Origin of the sequence: Streptomyces sp. NBC_00090 (genome assembly GCF_045160815.1) — a bacterium.
GTDB lineage: Bacteria > Actinomycetota > Actinomycetes > Streptomycetales > Streptomycetaceae > Streptomyces.
In genome coordinates this window covers 6,121,819-6,139,597 of record NZ_CP108224.1, presented here as the reverse complement: position 1 = coordinate 6,139,597, position 17,779 = coordinate 6,121,819, and the positions used below count along the sequence as shown (strand labels likewise).

12 protein-coding genes are annotated in these 17,779 nt (G+C 72.7%); 6 read left to right on the top strand and 6 right to left on the bottom strand.

From position 1 onward, the window contains the following. Positions 1–16: 16 nt before the first annotated feature. Together OG361_RS27670 and OG361_RS27665 are read right to left on the bottom strand one after the other, a co-directional pair. Complete coding sequence (locus OG361_RS27670; RefSeq protein WP_405857759.1) at positions 17–796, bottom strand: ABC transporter permease; 780 nt, start codon at positions 794–796, stop codon at positions 17–19. Continuing rightward, positions 793–1,698: an ABC transporter ATP-binding protein gene (locus OG361_RS27665; protein ID WP_405857757.1), complete on the bottom strand. Its 906-nt coding sequence runs from the start codon at positions 1,696–1,698 to the stop codon at positions 793–795. Before OG361_RS27665 ends, OG361_RS27670 begins: the two co-directional genes overlap by 4 nt. 167 nt (positions 1,699–1,865) lie before the next feature. On the opposite strand from OG361_RS27665, the gene OG361_RS27660 reads away from it, so the two are divergent. Next, the gene (locus OG361_RS27660) at positions 1,866–3,698 is read left to right on the top strand and encodes an ABC transporter ATP-binding protein (RefSeq protein ID WP_405857755.1); all 1,833 of its coding nucleotides are present in this window, start codon (positions 1,866–1,868) and stop codon (positions 3,696–3,698) included. Then, positions 3,695–5,551 carry an ABC transporter ATP-binding protein gene (locus OG361_RS27655; protein ID WP_405857753.1) on the top strand — a complete coding sequence of 619 codons (1,857 nt, stop codon included), beginning with the start codon at positions 3,695–3,697 and terminating at the stop codon, positions 5,549–5,551. Before OG361_RS27660 ends, OG361_RS27655 begins: the two co-directional genes overlap by 4 nt. A 69-nt stretch (positions 5,552–5,620) precedes the next feature. On the opposite strand, the gene OG361_RS27650 is transcribed toward OG361_RS27655, so the two are convergent. Continuing rightward, complete coding sequence (locus tag OG361_RS27650; RefSeq protein WP_405857751.1) at positions 5,621–6,994, bottom strand: RNA-guided endonuclease InsQ/TnpB family protein; 1,374 nt, start codon at positions 6,992–6,994, stop codon at positions 5,621–5,623. 376 nt (positions 6,995–7,370) lie between these two features. Between OG361_RS27650 and OG361_RS27645 the strand changes: the two genes are divergently transcribed. The 4 genes from OG361_RS27645 (at position 7,371) to OG361_RS27630 (ending at position 12,432) form a co-directional block, all read left to right on the top strand. Beyond that, complete coding sequence (locus OG361_RS27645) at positions 7,371–7,925, top strand: TetR/AcrR family transcriptional regulator C-terminal domain-containing protein (protein ID WP_405857749.1); 555 nt, start codon at positions 7,371–7,373, stop codon at positions 7,923–7,925. Positions 7,926–8,128: 203 nt separating this feature from the next. Then, positions 8,129–10,159, top strand: coding sequence for a M4 family metallopeptidase (locus tag OG361_RS27640; RefSeq protein WP_405857747.1), 2,031 nt, complete (start codon positions 8,129–8,131; stop codon positions 10,157–10,159). 103 nt (positions 10,160–10,262) lie between these two features. After that, positions 10,263–10,919, top strand: a complete 657-nt coding sequence (locus OG361_RS27635) for a response regulator (RefSeq protein ID WP_405857745.1) — start codon at positions 10,263–10,265, stop codon at positions 10,917–10,919. After that, entirely contained in the window at positions 10,912–12,432 is a 1,521-nt protein-coding gene (locus OG361_RS27630) for a sensor histidine kinase (protein WP_405857743.1), read from the top strand. Before OG361_RS27635 ends, OG361_RS27630 begins: the two co-directional genes overlap by 8 nt. A gap of 6 nt (positions 12,433–12,438) precedes the next feature. Here the strand turns inward: OG361_RS27630 and glgP are convergent, their stop codons facing one another. From glgP to OG361_RS27615, 3 genes are all read right to left on the bottom strand, one after another. After that, positions 12,439–15,003 (bottom strand): alpha-glucan family phosphorylase, encoded by a 2,565-nt coding sequence (gene glgP / locus OG361_RS27625; RefSeq protein ID WP_405857742.1) that lies wholly within the window; start codon positions 15,001–15,003, stop codon positions 12,439–12,441. A gap of 212 nt (positions 15,004–15,215) precedes the next feature. Then, positions 15,216–16,547 carry an FAD-dependent monooxygenase gene (locus OG361_RS27620; protein WP_405857740.1) on the bottom strand — a complete coding sequence of 444 codons (1,332 nt, stop codon included), beginning with the start codon at positions 16,545–16,547 and terminating at the stop codon, positions 15,216–15,218. A 20-nt stretch (positions 16,548–16,567) separates the two neighbouring features. Further along, positions 16,568–17,674 (bottom strand): monodechloroaminopyrrolnitrin synthase PrnB family protein, encoded by a 1,107-nt coding sequence (locus tag OG361_RS27615; RefSeq protein WP_405857738.1) that lies wholly within the window; start codon positions 17,672–17,674, stop codon positions 16,568–16,570. Between the last annotated feature and the right edge of the window lie 105 nt (positions 17,675–17,779).

Here is a 17,779-nt window from a genome sequence, read left to right as displayed (position 1 = left end):
TCTCACTCGCGGACGGTCACTGCCAGCGGAACCAGCGCACCGAGGCGGCGGTCAGCAGGACCGTCCACGTGCCCATCACGGTGAGCGCGGCCCAGCCGGGCCAGCCGCCGGACATGGCCGTGTCCAGCGCCCTGGAGGCGGCGCCGTACGGGGTGAGCTGGACGAACTGCTGCAGAGTACGGGGCATCGCCTGGACGGGCACCCAGACACCCGCCGTGAACATGGTGGGGAAGAAGACGACCGAGCCGACGGCGGTGGCGATCTTCTGCGTACGGGAGACCGCGCACACGGCGGCGCCGAGCGCGAGACCGCCCGCGACGGCGAGGAGCAGGGCGAGGGCGTAGCCGGGGAGGTTCGCCGGCAGGGCGACGCCGAAGGCGAGGCGGCCGACCGTGATCACGAGCAGCGAGGAGACGAGCGCGGCGGCCGCGTGCAGCGCGAGCTGGGCGGTCAGCAGCGCCCCGGGGCGTACGGGGGTGGTGGACATCCGGCGCAGGATGCCGCGTTCGCGGTAGCCGGCGAGGACCGGGGGCATGGCCTGGAGCCCGGACATGATCAGGGCGAAGAGGACGGCGACGGGGACGTAGAGGTCGATGACCCGGCGTCCGCCGAGGTCGGCGGAGGCCTCGCGGAAGGAGGGGATCAGGCCGAGGATCACGAGCAGGACGGTCGGCGAGACCATCACCCAGAACAGGGCGCCTGGCTCCCGGGTGAAGAGCCGGGCCTCGGTGCGCAGGACGGCGCGGGTGGCGCGGGTGGCCTTCGTGGTGGCGGTCGTGGTGACGGTGGCGCTCATCGGGGGTCGGCTCCTGTCAGGTCGAGGAAGGCGTCGTCGAGGGTGGCGTCGGTGACCCGGAGCTGGCCGGCCGTGACGCCCCGGCGGGCGAGGAGGGAGACGAAGGCGGCGACGGTCTCGTCGGTGCCGTCGACGACGGTCCGGCCGTCCCTCGTCGCCACGCGCGTGGCCCCGGGCAGCGCGCCGAGTTCCGCCGGGTCGAGCGGGGTGGCCGCGGCGAAGGAGATCTCCTTGGCGGCGGCCGACCGCCCGATCAGCCCGTCGGGGGTGTCGAGGGCGGCGACCCGGCCCCGGTCGATGACGGCGATCCGGTCGCAGAGACGCTGTGCCTCCTCCATGAAGTGGGTGACGAGCAGGACGGTCACCCCGTCCGCCCGGACGGACTCGACGAGCGACCAGGCCTCGCGGCGGGCGCGCGGGTCGAGGCCCGCGGTGAGTTCGTCGAGGACGACGACCTTGGGCCTGCCGATCAGCGCGAGGGCGATGAAGAGCCGCTGCTTCTGTCCGCCCGAGAGCTTTCCGAAGCGGGTCCTCAGGTGGGGCAGCAGCCCGAGCCGCTCCGCGAGCGCGTGCCGGTCGGCGGGCCGCTCGTAGAAGGAGGCGTACAGGTCGAGCGCCTCACGGACGGTCAGCTTCTGCTGGAGCTCGCTCTCCTGGAGCTGGACGCCGAGGACCCTCGTGACCTCGTCGCGCTGTGTGCCGGGGTCGTACCCGCAGACGCGCACCCGCCCCTCGTCGGGGGTCCGCAGTCCCCCGACGCACTCCACGGTGGTGGTCTTGCCGGCGCCGTTGGGTCCGAGGATCCCGAAGATCTCGCCCTCGCCGACCTCGAAGGAGACCCCGTCGACGACCTTCCGGTCGCCGTAGGCCTTGTGCAGTCCCCGCACCTCGATCGCTGTCATGGCCCCAGCCTGTCGATCCGGCCCGGCCGTCGGTATCGGCCATCGCGCTCGAAGCGGCATCAACCGATCGGTTGACGGCCGGTACGACCCCGGGGGCCGCGGGAGCGTGCGCGTACGGCCGAAAAACGGATGAGACGTGTCAGTGGTGAACCGTATGGTCGGACCTGATGCCCGAGAAACCCTTGCCCCCGGACCAGTCCACCGAGGATTCCCCCGTGACCTCCTCCCCCGACCGCTCGGCGGTGCGCACGCTGTTGCGGCTGTGGCCGTACGTCCGGCCCGTGCGGGCGCGGTTGTTCGCGGCCGCGCTCGTCGCGATCGTCGCCTCCTGTCTGTCGCTCGTCATTCCGCTCGTCCTGAAGTGGATGGTCGACGGGCCCGTCGCGGACCGCGATCCGGGCGGGGTGTGGCTGGGGGCGCTGTACCTGCTGCTCCTCGGGATCACCGAGGCCGTGCTCTTCGGGTACCGGCGCTGGCTGGTGGCGCGGCCGCTCTCCGGGGTCGAGGCACGGATGCGGTCCGACCTGTACCGCAGGCTCCAGCGGCTGCCGATCGCCTTCCACGACCGGTGGGCGTCGGGGCAGCTGCTCTCGCGCGGGACGACCGACCTGATGCTGGTCCGGATGTTCCTGGCCTTCCCGCTGACCTTCCTGCTGGTCAACGCCGTGACGATCCTCGCCGGATACGTGCTGCTGCTCGCCCAGGACTGGTCCCTCGGCCTGGTGCTGCTCACTCCCGTCCTGCCGCTGGTGATCGTCTGCTCGCTCTTCGAGAGCCGGTACGGGGTGGTGGCGCGCCGCGCCCAGGACCAGGTGGGCGACCTGACGACGGTCGTGGAGGAGAGCGTCCTCGGCATCCGGATCGTCAAGGGTTTCGGCCGGCACCGCAGCCAGGCCCGGGCCTTCCGGTCCCTCGCGGAGCTGCTGCGGGGCACCGAGCTGACCAAGGCCCGGTTGCTCGCGATGATCTGGGCCGTCATCACCGTCGTCCCCGAGCTGGCCATCGGGGCGGCTCTGGTCCTCGGCACCGTGCAGGTGGCGGACGGCGATCTGTCGGCGGGCACGCTCGTCGCGTTCCTCTCGACGGCGCTCGCGCTGCGCTGGCCGGTGGAGTCGATCGGCTTCCTGCTCGCGATGAGCCAGGAGGCGGCGACCGCGACGGAGCGGTACTTCGAGGTGATGGACGCGGAGGAGGAGGCGGAGACGGCCGCCTCCTCGACCCCGGCGGACGGATCCGACGGGGTGCGCTTCGAATCCGTGTCGTTCCGCTACCCGGACGCGCCGGACGGCACACCGCCCGTCCTGGACGGGATCGATCTGCACATCCGGCCCGGCGAGACGCTGGCCCTGGTCGGCGGCACGGGTTCCGGCAAGACGACGCTCACCGCGCTCGTACCGCGTCTGCACGAGGCGACCGGCGGCCGGATCCTGCTGGACGGCGAGGACATCGCGCTGATGGAGCGGGACCGGCTGCGGACCCTGGTGTCGGTGGCCTTCGAGGAGCCGACGCTGTTCTCGGCGAGCGTCGGGGAGAACGTCCTGATGGGCGCCGGGGCCGGGGCCGGCGAGCCGGAGCTGCGGCGCGCCCTGGGCGTGGCGCAGGCGGACGGCTTCGTCGACCGGCTGCCGGACGGGACGGCGACGCAGGTCGGCGAGCAGGGCCTGAGCCTGTCGGGCGGTCAGCGGCAGCGGCTCGCGCTGGCCCGCGCGGTGGTCGGCAGGCCCCGCTTCCTGGTCCTCGACGATCCCCTCTCGGCGCTCGACGTGCACACGGAGGCGCGGGTGGAGGCCGCCCTGCGGGAGGTCCTGCGCGAGACGACGGCGCTGGTCGTGGCGCACCGCCCGTCGACGGTGATGCTGGCCGACCGGGTCGCGCTGCTCTCGCGGGGCCGCATCACGGCGGTGGGCACGCACCAGGAACTGCTGCGGAGCAGCGAGGAGTACGCCTGGCTGATGTCCGGCGCGGACAGGTCCGACGACGAGGGGAACGAGAACCGATGACGGACACCACCGTCGCGACAAGGGACGAGGCCCAGGAGGCTCCCCTCCCCGGCACACCGCCCGCGGACCCCTTCGACCGCGACGACCTGCCGACACCCCAGGGGGCGACGGGCGCGCTGCTGCGTTCCCTGCTCGCCAGCCACCGCCTGCGGGTCACGGCCGCCGCGCTGATCCTCCTCGTCAAGGAGGCGGCGGTCCAGGCGGGCCCGCTGCTCGTCGCGTACGCCATCGACCGGGGCGTCCCGGCGTTCCGGGCCGGGGACCACGGCCCGGTGGCGGCGGTGGCGCTCGGCTACCTGCTCTGCGCCGCGCTCTCGGGAGTCCTCCAGTACGCGTTCGTACGGGTGGCGGCCCGCGTCAACCAGGACGTGCTCCTGGACCTCCGGGGCCGGATCTTCCGTCACGCCCAGGTCCTGAGCGTGGACTTCCACGAGCGCTACACCTCGGGCCGGCTGATCTCCCGCTCCACGACGGACGTGGAGTCACTCCGCGAACTCCTCTCGGAGGGCCTCCAGGAACTGATCGGCGTGGTCCTCTCCTTCGTCTCCATCGCCGCCGTCCTGCTCTGGCTGGACCTCGGCATCGGTGCGGTGGCGGTGGCCTCCTTCGTCCCGCTGTACCTCCTGGTGCGGCTCTACCGCCGCCGGGCGGGCGCGGTCTACGCCGAGCGGTCCACGGCGATCGCGGGCGTGATCGTGAAGTTCGCGGAGACGATGAACGGGATCCGGCCGGTCCGGGCGTTCCGCCGCGAGGAGACCAACGACGCCGAGTTCGCGGTGCTCAACCACCGGCACGAGCGCAGCAACGGCGACGCGCTCCTGGAGATGGCCCGCTACGTCGTCGGTTCGCGGCTCGTCGCGAACACGGCGGTGGCGGGCATGTGCCTGTGGGGCGCGTACCGCGTGGCGGGCGGCACGCTGGAGCTGGGCGTCCTGGCGGCGGCCGTGCTGTACATGCGGCGCCTGTACGACCCGATCGACCGCCTGGGCATGTTCCTCAACTCGTACGAGTCGGCGGCAGCCAGCCTCGCCAAGATCGCGGGCCTCCTGGCCCAGGAGCCGGGAGTCCCGGAGACGACAGCCCCCCGGGAACTGCCCAACCGCACGGACGCACCCGGCCGCGAGGTGGTCTTCGAGAAGGTCCGTTTCGCGTACCGGACGGGCGGCGAGGTCCTGCCCGCCTTCGACCTGACGATCCCGGCGGGCCAGACGGTGGCGGTGGTGGGCGCGACGGGCGCGGGCAAGTCGACGCTCGCCAAGCTCCTGGCCCGCTTCTACGACCCGACGGACGGCCGGGTACTGCTCGACGGCATCGACCTGCGGGATCTCACCACACCGGACCTGCGACGAGGCGTGGTCATGGTGACCCAGGAGGCGTTCCTCTTCTCCGGCACGGTGGCGGAGAACATCGCGATCGGCCGACCGGACGCGACCCGCGACGAGATCGAGGAGGCGGCGAAGGCCATCGGGGCCCACGAGTTCATCGCGAACCTCCCGGACGGCTACGACACGGACGTACGCAAGCGCGGCGGCCGGATCTCGGCCGGCCAGCGCCAACTGGTGGCCTTCGCCCGGGCGCTGCTCGCGGACCCGGCGGTCCTGATCCTGGACGAGGCGACGAGCTCGCTGGACGTGCCGGGCGAGCGGGCGGTGCAGCGGGCGATGGACACGGTCCTGGCGGGCCGTACGGCGGTGGTCATCGCCCACCGCCTCTCGACGGTCGAGGTGGCGGACCGGGTCCTGGTGATGGAGTCGGGCCGGGTGGTCGAGGACGGCACTCCGAAGAGCCTGGTCTCGGGCGAGGGCCACTACGCGGGCCTGCACCGAGCGTGGCGCGACAGCCTGGTGGGCTGAGGGCCTTGGCTTGCCGGGCCCTGGTTGCGCCCGTGGGCAGGACCAGGTGGAGGCATTCGGGCCGCGCCCTTATCGCTCGCCACGCGTTTTCCGGTGCCGTGGCGTTGATGGAGGGGATGGCGAATTGAAGTGGTCTCCTGGCTCGCGCCAGGAGATTCCCCCCTGCCTCGCGGCGGTGGGCTTGACGCGTCGGGCGCGCCTGGCGACTGCCCTTCCGGCAGCCGGGACGAGCGCGAGGCCCATCCGGTACAGGTGCAAGACGTTCCTGGATGCATTGTGGTCGGCGTTGCCTGACCAGCCGCAGTCGGGGTTCTTGCACACGAACGTGGCCTGGTTCTCCCTGCTGCCCGGCGTGGTGCGACCACATGCCGAGCAGCGCTGGGAGGTGCCAGGGGCGGGGACCTTCGCCAGCGTGCCGCCGTTGCGGACTGTCTTGTACGTCAGCAGCTCGAACGTGCGGCTCCACGCCTCCTGGCTGATAGAGCGGTTCAGGCCGGACTTCTGGGCGACGTTCTTCCCTGGCTGATCGATGGTTCCCTTGGCGGACTTGACCATATTCGTGACGGTGAGTGCTTCCACCACGACGGTGCCGTACTTCTTGGAGATGTCGGCGGTGATCTGATGCTGCCAGTCCGGGTGCCTGCGCTTGGCTCTCGCACGAAGTGCCTGGATCCGGTCATACGTACCCCGCAGACGCCGAGAGGCCTTCTCCCCACGCTTACGGAAGCTATTGCGGTGTGCGGCCCGCCGCTCCAGTCGGGAAAGCTTCGCTTCCTCCTGCCGAGTCAGCCACTCGTCATGGTCGTAGGACTGCCCGTCCGAAAGGGCGAGAGAGAGGTTGACGCCCACATCGACGCCAACCTCAGGACCGGTGTGCGCCTCGGGCCGGGATTCCAGGGTCTGGACACGGAAAGCAATGTGCCAGCCGAGCACGTCCTTGACCAGCCGGGCTCCGGTGATCCGGTTGTCGTTACTGGAGCGCTTGCCGACCGGGAGCTCCTTGGTCCAGCGAAACCGGACACGGCCGACCTTGGGGATGTTGACCAGGCCCCAACGGCGGTGAACACGGATGACATGCAGGTCCCGACCCTGCGGAATGTCCACCGACATCACCGTGCGGAATCGGGCCTTGAAGTTCGGCGCATCCGCCCGGCCGTCCCAGCAGTTCTTCCACGACTGGAAGTACGTCTTCAACACCGCTTGCGCGGCCTGCGCGGGCAGGACACCGAGCCATTCGACGTCCTTGCGGCCCTGCCGGATCGCCGCATCAGCAGCCGCCAGAGAGCGCTGGGACTTGGGGATCATCGTCCACCAGTCGTGCAGCAGGTTCCACATCGTCCGGGCAGCGTGTGCCTGATTGTCAATGAGCCGAATCTGCACAGGCGTCAGCGTGAGTCGGGCCCGATGCCCGAACTGACGCTTGACCATCGCACGTTCACTCACACCTCGAAGCTAGATCACACGGGCAAGCCCATGACCACGATTCCACAAATCGACTGATATTGACGGAAGCCTGCACACACAGTTCGCTTCCATACCCAAGCGCCAGCGCAGCGTGATCACCGATGAGCAACGTACACATCCGCCCTGGACATACGGGCGCCTCCCTGCCCCGCGATGATTGACAGTCCCCGCCCTCGGGCGACGGGTGCCGTCGACGCGGGCCGTCACGCGCGAGTGGGGCGTGGCGACGGCCACGAAGGCGCTCGCGGTGCTGCGCCAGGAGGGTCTGGTGCGGCCCGAGCCGGGGGTGGGCACGGTGGTCGTCACGCCACGACCCCGGCCATGATCCGCCGGACACCCCCTCGGGGTCTCGACGATGGCGCTGTACCGCCATGTGCCGGGCAAGGCCGAGCTGGTGCGGCTGATGGCGGACGCGGCCTGCGGCGAGGTGCCGCTGGGGCCGGTGCCGGCGGAGTGGCGGGTGGGCCTGGAGCGGGGGGCGCGCTGGCTGCGCGGGGTGTACGAGCGGCACCGGTGGATGGCGCAGGCGATGGCCTCGTTCACGCGGCCGGTCGCCGCGCCGAACGCGATGGCGTACATGGAGTGGGTGCTGCGGTCGCTGCGGGGCACTCCGCTGACGCAGGCGGAGAAGATCCACGTCCATCTGCTGGTCTTCGCCTATGTCCAGGGGCTGTCGATGGCGGCCGATCTGGAGGAGCAGGCGCGCCAGGACACGGGGATCTCCGACGGCGAGTGGATGGAACAGAATGAGCCACGCTTCGACGCGATTCAGGCGGGCGGTTCGTACCCCGAGCTGAACCTGGTGACCAGCGGCGGAGACTTCAGTCTGGACCTGGACGCGCTCTTCGAATTCGGGCTCCGGCGAACGCTGGACGGCATCGCGTCCATGATCGACGAAACGTCCGGTTAACGAACACCGACTTCCGGGCAGCGAACGATTTTTGGCCAACTTGCCGACGCACTCATGACAGGTCCCCGTCATTCCTGTCACTCTCTCCCCGGCTCTTCGCATCAATGTTCAGTGCTTCACCCGTACGTGCTCCACAGCTCTCCTTGCTCCGCCCGGTCGGGCCCACCCAGTCCGCCGGTACCCCCCTCGCATAAGGAGTCTGCGTGAGATCCACGCCCAGCCGTCGCGCCACCGCGACCGGCGCTCTGATCGCTGCCGCCGCCATGCTCGCCGTGAGCGTCCAGGCAGGTGCCGCCACCGCGGCCGACGATCCCTGGACCATCGCCCCGAAGGCCCAGCAGGGCACCTCGGCGAACCCCGGCAAGCTCCCGGCCGACCTCACTCCCGCCGAGCGCACCGCGCTCATCAAGGCGGCCGACGCCGACAAGGCCGCCACGGCCAAGTCCCTCGGCCTCGGCGCCCAGGAGAAGCTGGTCGTCCGTGACGTCGTGCAGGACCGCGACGGCACGACCCACACGCGCTACGAGCGCACCTACGCCGGGCTGCCCGTCCTGGGCGGTGACCTGATCGTCGCCGAGACCAAGGCCGGCGCGACCACCGGGGTCACCAAGTCCTCCCGCGCGGAGCTGAAGAACGTCGACCTCGCGGCCACCGTCGCCCCGGCCGCCGCCGAGAAGCAGGCCCTCGGCCTCGCCAAGGCGGAGGGCTCGAAGGAGACCGACGCCGAGCGCGCCCCGCGCAAGGTCGTCTGGATGGCCTCGGGCGCCCCCGTCCTCGCGTACGAGACCGTCGTCGGCGGCCTCCAGCACGACGGCACCCCGAACGAGCTGCACGTCGTGACGGACGCGAAGACCGGCGCGAAGCTGTACGAGTGGCAGGCCGTGCACACCGGCACGGGCAACACCCAGTACAGCGGCCAGGTGACCCTCGGCACCGCGCCCTCGTACACGCTCACCGACACGACCCGCGGCAACCACAAGACGTACAACCTCAACCGGGGTACGTCCGGCACCGGGACGCTCTTCTCCGGCTCGGACGACGTCTGGGGCGACGGCACCCCGCAGAACCTGGAGACCGCCGGCGCCGACGCGCACTACGGTGCCGCCGTCACCTGGGACTACTACAAGAACGTGCACGGCCGCTCCGGCATCCGCGGTGACGGCGCCGGCGCGTACTCCCGGGTCCACTACGGCAACGCGTACGTCAACGCCTTCTGGCAGGACTCCTGCTTCTGCATGACGTACGGCGACGGCTCGGCCAACGCCAAGCCGCTCACCTCGATCGACGTGGCCGCGCACGAGATGACGCACGGCGTCACCTCCGTCACCGCCGGCCTGGTCTACAGCGGCGAGTCCGGCGGCCTCAACGAGGCGACCTCGGACATCTTCGCGGCGGCCGTCGAGTTCTACGCCAACAACGCCCAGGACAAGGGCGACTACCTCGTCGGCGAGAAGATCGACATCCGCGGCAACGGCACGCCGCTGCGCTACATGGACAAGCCGAGCAAGGACGGCTCGTCCAAGGACTACTGGTACTCCGGCATCGGCAGCGTCGACGTCCACTACTCCTCGGGTCCGGCGAACCACTGGTACTACCTGCTCTCCGAGGGCAGCGGCACCAAGACCGTCAACGGCGTGAACTACGACTCGCCGACCTCCGACGGCCTGCCCGTCACCGGCATCGGCCGTGACAAGGCCTCGCTGATCTGGTTCAAGGCGCTCACCACCAAGTTCAACTCCTCCACCAACTACGCCGGCGCCCGCACGGGCACCGTCGCGGTGGCCACGGAGCTGTACGGCGCCGGCAGCCCCGAGGTTCTCGCCGTCCAGCACGCCTGGGCCGGTGTCAACGTCGGTACCCGCCCCGGCGGCACCGAGCCGCCCACGGGCACGGTCTTCGAGAACGCGGCCGACGTCTCCATCCCGGACAACGGCGCCGCGGTCACCTCGACGGTCAACGTCACCGGGATCACCGGCAACGCGCCCTCCACCCTCAAGGTGGACGTGGACATCGTCCACACCTACCGCGGTGACCTCGTCGTCGACCTCGTCGCTCCCGACGGCTCGGTCTACAGCCTGAGCAACCGGTCCGGCGGCAGCGCCGACAACATCCTCCAGACCTTCACCGTGAACGCCTCGTCCGAGGTCGCCAACGGTGCCTGGAAGCTCCGCGTCCAGGACAAGGCCTCGATCGACACCGGCTACATCAACAACTTCAAGCTGACCTTCCCGTAACCCGAGAAGGCCCTGCCTGAAGCGCACCGCCTGAAGTGAAGTGACGGACGCCCGGAGGGAACGTTCCCTCCGGGCGTCCGCGCGTCTGCATACCCTGGGGCGCATGATCAGGGTGCTGCTGGCGGACGACGAGACGATGATCCGGGCCGGGGTCCGGGCCATCCTCACCACCGACCCCGGGATCGAGGTCGTCGCCGAGGCCGGCGACGGCCACGAGGCCGTCGAACTCGCCCGCGTCCACCGGCCCGACGTCGCCCTGCTCGACATCCGGATGCCCCGGCTCGACGGGCTCGGCGCCGCCGAGGAGCTGCGCAGGACCGTCCCGGACACGGCCGCCGTCGTGCTCACCACCTTCTCGGAGGACGCCTACATCGCGCGGGCGCTCGCCGTCGGCGTCAGCGGCTTCCTGCTCAAGTCCGGGGACCCGCGCGAACTCATCGCCGGGGTCCGGGCCGTGGCCGGGGGCGGCGCCGCCCTCTCCCCCGCCGTCGCCCGCCGGGTCATCGACACCCTGGGCGGCGAACGCCTCGGCCGCGCCGCCGAGGCACGGGCCCGCCTGGCCCCGCTCACCGGCCGGGAGCGGGAGGTCGTCGCCCTCCTCGGCGCGGGGCTCTCCAACCAGGAGATCGCCGAGCGCCTGTACGTCGTCGAGGGCACCGTCAAGGCGCACGTGAGCGCCGTCCTCGGCCGCCTGGGGCTCCGCAACCGCGTCCAGCTCGCGGTCCTCGCGTACGAGGCGGGCGTGGTCCCCGATGCGTGAACGCCTCTTCGACCTGGGGCTGTGGCTGCTGCTCTGCGTCCCGGTCCTGCTGAGGTCGGACCCCAACGACGGCGGGAGCTGGACCCAGGTCGCCGTCGGCGTGGTGGTGCTCGGCGGCTGCGTCGCCATCAGCCGGAGGTGGCCGCTGGCGCCGATCACGGTCACGGTCGCGCTGAGCCTCCCCGCCACCCTGGAGCTGTTCACCCCCTCGTACAGCCTGGCGCTCATCGCCTTCGGCTACCTCGCCGGACGCCGCCAGGAGCACACCCGGGGCGCGCTGTGGCTCTTCGTCGCGGTGGCGGCGGTGGGGCTGTTCCTCACCCGGCTCACCGGCACCTCGCTGGGCCAGTGGTTCACCCTGCTGCTCGCGCTGGCGCTCGCGATCGTCGCACCCTGGCTGATCGGCCGTTACGTACGCCAGTACGACCGCCTCGTGCACAGCGGCTGGGAGCTCGCCGACCGGATGGAGCGCGAGCAGGCCGCCGTCGCCGACCGGGAGCGGCTGCGGGAACGCTCCCGGATCGCCGGCGACATGCACGACTCGCTCGGCCACGACCTGGCCCTGATCGCCGTCCGCGCGGGCGCCCTGGAGGTGGACCCGGCCCTCGGCCCCGCGCAGCAGCACGCGGCCGGCGAACTGCGCCGCGCGGCGGCCGACGCGACGGCCCGCCTCCGGGACGTCATCGGCGTCCTGCGCCAGCCCGACGAGGACCCGGCGCCCACGGCGCCGGGCGGCGAGCCGGTCGAGGAGCTCGTCTCCCGCGCCCGCGCCTCGGGCCTCGCGGTCACCCTGACGGTGGCCGGGGAGGGGCACGAACCGGACGGGATGGCCGGGTGGGCGCTGCACCGGGTGGTCCGGGAGGCGCTCACCAACGCGGCCAAGCACGCGCCGGGCGGCAGCGTGGACGTCCGGGTCGACGCCCGTCCCGAGCGCGTCACCGTGGACGTCGTGAGCGGCCCCGGAACCGCCGGTTCGCCGCTCGCCTCGGGCGGCACCGGACTCGTCGGCCTCGACGAGCGGGTACGGCTCGCGGGCGGGGTCCTCACCCACGGCCCCACGTCCGACGGGGGCTTCGCGGTCCGGGCGGCCCTGCCGCGCCGGGCGCCCTCCGGCGCCCCGACCTCCTCCCCCGCCGCGCCCACCTCGGCCCGGGAGCTGGACCGCGTCCGCCGCCAGGTCCGCAAGGGCCTCGCCCAGGCCATCTGGATCCCGCTCGCGCTGCTCGCCGCGCTCGGCCTCCTCATGGCCGGGGTCGCCCTGTGGACCCAGCACCAGTCGTACCTGGAACCGGACGACTACGGCCACATGCGGATCGGCCAGACCCTCACCGCCATCACCGACGCCGAGGACCTGCCCGACCACCCGCTGGACGGCCCGCCGAAGGGCGTTCCGACGGAGCCGCCCGGCATGGACGAGTGCCGGTACTACCGCTCCACGCTGCTCGCCGCGGTCCCGGTGTACCGGCTCTGCTTCGTCGACGGGCACCTCGCCGACAAGGCCGAGGTGCGCTGACGCCGGCTACCGCAGCAGGACGCCCGCTCCCTCCCCCGTCGTCTCCTCCGGCAGTGCCACGAGGCCCGGTTCGGCCGGGTGGGCGAGGAGCGGGTGTGCGGGCAGGACGCGGACCGTGCAGCCGAAGGAGCCGGTCCGGTCGAGCTCCAGGGTGCCGGCGTACGGCTGCCGTCCCTCCAGGTCCGGGCGGCCCGCCGGCTTCAGTGAGACGGTACGGGTGTCCGCGAGGGTGTCGTCGGAGTCGACCCGGCCGGTGACCGCCTGCACCTCGACGTCGTCGGGGCCGAGCGCGCCGAGGGCGACCCGGACCCGGACGACCGGGGTCGCGCCGAGCTCCGCGTGCTCCAGCTCGTCCGCGAGCCCGTCGCCGACCTCGACGTGGTCGACGGAGACCTTGGGCCAGGCCTCCCTGACCCGGGACTTCCAGGCCGCGAGCTCCCGCGCCCGGGCCGGGGTGAGGGCCCTGCGGGCGGCGGCCGCGGGGACGTAGAGCCGCTCGACGTACTCGCGGACCATCCGGTCGGCGAGCACCTTCGGGCCGAGGTCGGCGAGGGTGCGCCGGACCATCGCCGTCCAGCCGGCCGGCACCCCGTCGGGGCCCCGGTCGTAGAAGCGGGGGGCGACCCGGCGCTCGATCAGCTCGTAGAGGGCGGCGGCCTCCAGGTCGTCGCGGCGCTCCTCGTCGGCGGCGGCCGCGCCGTCGGCGGTGGGGATGGCCCAGCCGAACTCGGGCTCGAACCACTCGTCCCACCAGCCGTCGAGGACGGAGAGGTTGAGGCAGCCGTTGAGGGCGGCCTTCATGCCGCTGGTGCCGCAGGCCTCCAGGGGGCGGAGCGGGTTGTTGAGCCAGACGTCGCAGCCGGGGTAGAGGTCGCGGGCCATCTCCATGCCGTAGTCGGGCAGGAAGACGATCCGGTGCCGGACCCGGGGGTCGTCGGCGAAGCGGACCAGCTCCTGCACGAGCCGCTTCCCGCCGTCGTCGGCCGGGTGCGCCTTGCCCGCGACGACGAGCTGCACGGGCCGCTCGGGGTGGAGCAGCAGCGCCCGCAGCCGGTCCTTGTCCCGCAGCATGAGCGTGAGCCGCTTGTACGAGGGGACCCGGCGGGCGAAGCCGATGGTGAGGACGTCGGGGTCGAGGACCGTGTCGGTCCAGCCGAGCTCGGCCGCCGCGGCCCCGCGCTGCCGCCAGGAGGCGCGGAGGCGTTCCCGTACGTCGGTCACGAGCCGTTCGCGCAGGGTGCGGCGCACCTCCCACAGCTCCCGGTCGGTGACGTCCCGGTCGAGCCGGGCGGCCTCGGGGGCGACCCAGGTGGGGGCGTGGACGCCGTTGGTGATCGAGGTGATCGGCACCTCTTCGGTGTCGAAGCCCGGCCAGAGTCCGGCGAACATGGCCCGGCTGACGGCGCCGTGGAGGGTGGAGACGCCGTTGGCGCGCTGGGCGAGGCGCAGACCCATGGCGGCCATGTTGAAGACGCCGGGCTCGCCGCCGAGCGGGGTCTCGTCGCCGAGGGCGAGGACGCGGCCCGTGTCGACGCCGGGGAGCGCGCCGTCCTCGCCGAGGTGGCGGGCGACCAGGCTCCGGTCGAAGCGGTCGATGCCGGCCGGGACGGGGGTGTGGGTGGTGAAGACGGTTCCGGCCCGGACGGTCTCCAGGGCGCTGTCGAAGTCGAGCCCCTCCTCCTGGAGTTCGCGGATGCGTTCGAGGCCGAGGAGCCCGGCGTGGCCCTCGTTGGTGTGGAACACCTCGGGGTCGGGGGTACCGGTGAGCCGGGTGTACGTCCGGACCGCGCGGACCCCGCCGATGCCGAGGAGCATCTCCTGGAGGAGCCGGTGCTCGCTGCCGCCGCCGTACAGCCGGTCGGTGACGCTCCGTTCGCCGGGGGCGTTCTCCTCGACGTCGGAGTCGAGCATGAGCAGCGGGACGCGGCCGACCTGGGCGATCCAGATGTGGGCGTGCAGGCTGCGCCCGCCGGGCAGGTCGAGGGTGATCCGGGCGGGGGCGCCGTCGGCCTCGCGGAGCAGGGTCACCGGCAGCTCGCCGGGGTCGAGGACGGGGTAGTGCTCCTGCTGCCAGCCGTCGCGGCCGAGGGACTGCCGGAAGTAGCCGTGCCGGTAGAGCAGGCCGACGCCGATCAGCGGGACGCCGAGGTCGCTGGCGGACTTCAGGTGGTCGCCGGCGAGGATGCCGAGGCCGCCGGAGTACTGGGGCAGGGCGGCGGCGACGCCGAACTCGGGCGAGAAGTAGGCGAGGGCGGCCGGCGGTTCGGCCGCGTGCCCGGTGGCCTGCTGGTACCAGCGGGGGGCGTGCAGGTAGGTGTCGAGGTCCTCGGCGGCGGCGGTCAGCCGGGCGAGGAAGTCGGGGTCGGCGGCGAGCGCGACGAGCCGGGGGGCTTCGAGGGCGCCGAGGATCCGGACGGGGTCGGCGCCGGTCCGTCCCTCGGGATCGAGGGACGCGAAGAGCGCGCGGGTGGGCTCGTGCCAGGACCAGCGCAGGTTGTGCGCGAGCTCGGCGAGGGGTCGAAGGGTGTCGGGGAGGACGGGACGCACGGTGAATCGACGGATTGCCTTCACGCGTTCCACCTTCGCAGGCGAGTACGGAGCGGAGTGGACGCACCACGCTGTGCGTCCGTCGTTCCGCTCCGACGTTAGGGCACGGCGCCCCGCCGGGCCACGGCGCGTCGGGGCGCGTGGCGTGTCGGCCGGGGCGCGTCGGGCATGTGGCGTGTCGGCCAGGGCCGGTCGGGGCACATGGCGGGTCGGCCACAGCGCGACGGCCGAGCGCCTCAGCCGATCGCCGGGAGCGGCACCTCGTACGGGGAGCCCCGGTTGACCGTCGCCGGGTCGAAGGCCCCGGTGGCGGCGTACCGCCCGGCGATGGCGGCGAGTTCCTCGGCGGGGATGACCTCGTGGATGTCGGTGAAGCCGTGCGGCGCGCGCTCGTGGGCGAGGTTGATGACGACCTCGGGGCCGAGCCGGCGGTTGGCGCGCTGGAGCGCCGTCATGGCGGGCCGGCGCTCGCGCTCGTACGCGGCGAGGGCCTCGGCCGGGTCGTCGTGCCGGGCCAGCGCGTGGGCGAGGGCGCGCGCGTCGACGATCGACTGGGTGGCCCCGTTGGAGCCGATCGGGTACATGGCGTGGGCGGCGTCGCCGATGAGGGTGGTGCGGCCGTGGGTCCAGCGGTCCAGGGGTTCGCGGTCGACCATCGGGTACTCGTGCGCGGTGTCGGCGGCGCGCAGTACGTCGGGGACGCTGACCCCGTCGAACTCCCAGCCCTCGTAGAAGGGGAGAAACGTTTCCACGGGAACGGAACGGTTCCAGTCGCCCCGCGACGGCTCCTCCGCGGACACGCATCCGGAGTCCGCCGGGCGGGCCAGCGCCCAGTTCACCAGGACCTCCCGGCCTGGACCGGTCGGCCGGCTCATCGGGTACACCACCGCCTTCTGCCGGTCGTCGCCCGCGATGAGCATGAACGAACCCACCGCCCGCGCCGGCATCCGCGACACCCCCCGCCACACCAGCATCCCGTTCCACGGCGGCCCGCCCTCGCCCGGATGCAGCGCGGCCCTGACCGCCGAACGTATGCCGTCCGCCCCCACCAGCACGTCCGGTTCGAGCGAGGCCCGGCCCCTGACGGCCCCCGACCGGTGCTCCAGGCACAGCCGGGTCCGGCCGTCCGGCAGCGGCTCCACCCCGGTCACCCGGACCCCGGTCACCAGCGCCGCCGCGCCGAGCCGGGCCCGTACCGCCCCGGCCAGGACCTGCTGGAGGTGCGCGCGGTGCACCGAGAGCTGCGGCCAGCGGTACCCCGCGCCGAGCCCGCGCGGCTCCCGGGAGATCAGGCTGCCCGAGCGGTGGTAGTAGCGCAGCTCGCGGGTGGGCAGGGCACCCGCCTCCAGCGCGTCGAGCAGGCCGAGGGCGGCCAGTTCGCGTACCGCGTTCGGCATCAGGTTGAGCCCGGCGCCCACCGGGCGGATCGCGGGCGCCGCCTCGACGACGGTGATGCGCTCGAATCCGGCGGCGTGCAGCGAGAGCGCGGCGGTGAGCCCGGCGACACCGCCGCCGGCGATCACGACGTGCGGGCCCTGTCCGTACAGGGCGGAAGCGTGGAGGGACATCGACTGCTCCTTTCGCGCCGCTACGCGGCCGTCGGCCCGACAGGCGCCCCGGCGGGACTGCGCCGCACGGTCGCGCGGCGCACCATGGTCTCGTTCTCCCTGGTCAGGTCGAGGATCGAGCGCAGCAGCGCGACCGGGGCGCCGCCGCTGCCCTCCTCGTACAGGCGCAGGTCGTCGCTGTACGCCTTGCGGGCGATGCCGATGTGCCGGGCCCGGAACGTCTTGAGCACGCGGAGCACCCGGCCGAGCGCCGCCGCCGAGGCCGCCAGCGGGGTCGGCAGCCGGTCCACCTGCTCCCAGGAGGCCGCGGCCGACACCTTGCTCACCGCCGACACCCCGCCCCGGTGGCGGGCGTGGAACTCCCGCCAGGCCGGCAGCGCGTACGGCAGGGACTCGGCCACGAAGCCGTCGTACGCGGGGTCGGAGCGGTCGCACTGCCACAGCGTCAGATCGACCAGCCACAGCGGGACCTGAGCGGCGGCCGGCCCCAGGTAGTCCCGGCCCGCGACCTCGACCTCCTCGAAGTACGGCCGCAGGGTCAGCGCGAAGTACTCCGGGGAGACCTCCGCGACCGTGAGGTCGATCGAGTCCACCATCGCCCGCAGATGACGGGCGACCCGGTCCAGGGCCGCGGCGAACCCGGGGTCGTACGGTTCGAGCCGGGCGATCCGGGAGCAGTCGTCGAGCGCCGCGACCAGGCCGGGGAAGACCATCCGCACCGCCTCCTGGAGGCGGGCCTCCGTCGGATGGCCGGTGTACGAGCGGCGGCGCCGGCCGACCGGGTTCCAGGTCGTGTAGTGGTGGACCGTGTCCCGCGGCACCATGTCCGTGCGGCGGCCGAGGAGTTCCAGCACCGGCAGCACCTCCGGTACGGCCGCGAGCGGCTGCACCCCGTGCCGTTTCAGCGAACCGAGCAGGATGCCGAGGTCCCGCATCGCCGCCAGCGCGGACCCGACGCACCACTGCGCGGCCCGGTCCGGATCGGGGACCAGGGCGCGCAGCGCGACGGTCAGGGCGGCGGTGTCGCCCCGGGCGTTCATCGCGGGCACCGCGGCGAGCAGGGCGTCGGCTCCCAGCGGGTCGGCGGCACGTATGTCCTCGGTCCGATGACGCGGATCGCCGAACAAGGTTCGCTCCTCTTCGTTTGGGGCTCGGTTCGCCTCCGGGGCGCTCGTGCGACTGTCGACGGTCGACCGTGCTCGGTCCCTCGTTCCTCGGGACCTCCGCGCGCT

Coding starts and splice junctions, on each gene's coding strand:
- OG361_RS27645 (WP_405857749.1), top strand. CDS start 7,371: ATGGCGCTGTACCGCCATGTGCCGGGCAAGGCCGAGCTGGTGCGGCTG.
- OG361_RS27660 (WP_405857755.1), top strand. CDS start 1,866: ATGCCCGAGAAACCCTTGCCCCCGGACCAGTCCACCGAGGATTCCCCC.
- OG361_RS27635 (WP_405857745.1), top strand. CDS start 10,263: ATGATCAGGGTGCTGCTGGCGGACGACGAGACGATGATCCGGGCCGGG.
- OG361_RS27620 (WP_405857740.1), bottom strand. CDS start 16,547: ATGTCCCTCCACGCTTCCGCCCTGTACGGACAGGGCCCGCACGTCGTG.
- OG361_RS27655 (WP_405857753.1), top strand. CDS start 3,695: ATGACGGACACCACCGTCGCGACAAGGGACGAGGCCCAGGAGGCTCCC.
- OG361_RS27630 (WP_405857743.1), top strand. CDS start 10,912: ATGCGTGAACGCCTCTTCGACCTGGGGCTGTGGCTGCTGCTCTGCGTC.
- OG361_RS27665 (WP_405857757.1), bottom strand. CDS start 1,698: ATGACAGCGATCGAGGTGCGGGGACTGCACAAGGCCTACGGCGACCGG.
- OG361_RS27670 (WP_405857759.1), bottom strand. CDS start 796: ATGAGCGCCACCGTCACCACGACCGCCACCACGAAGGCCACCCGCGCC.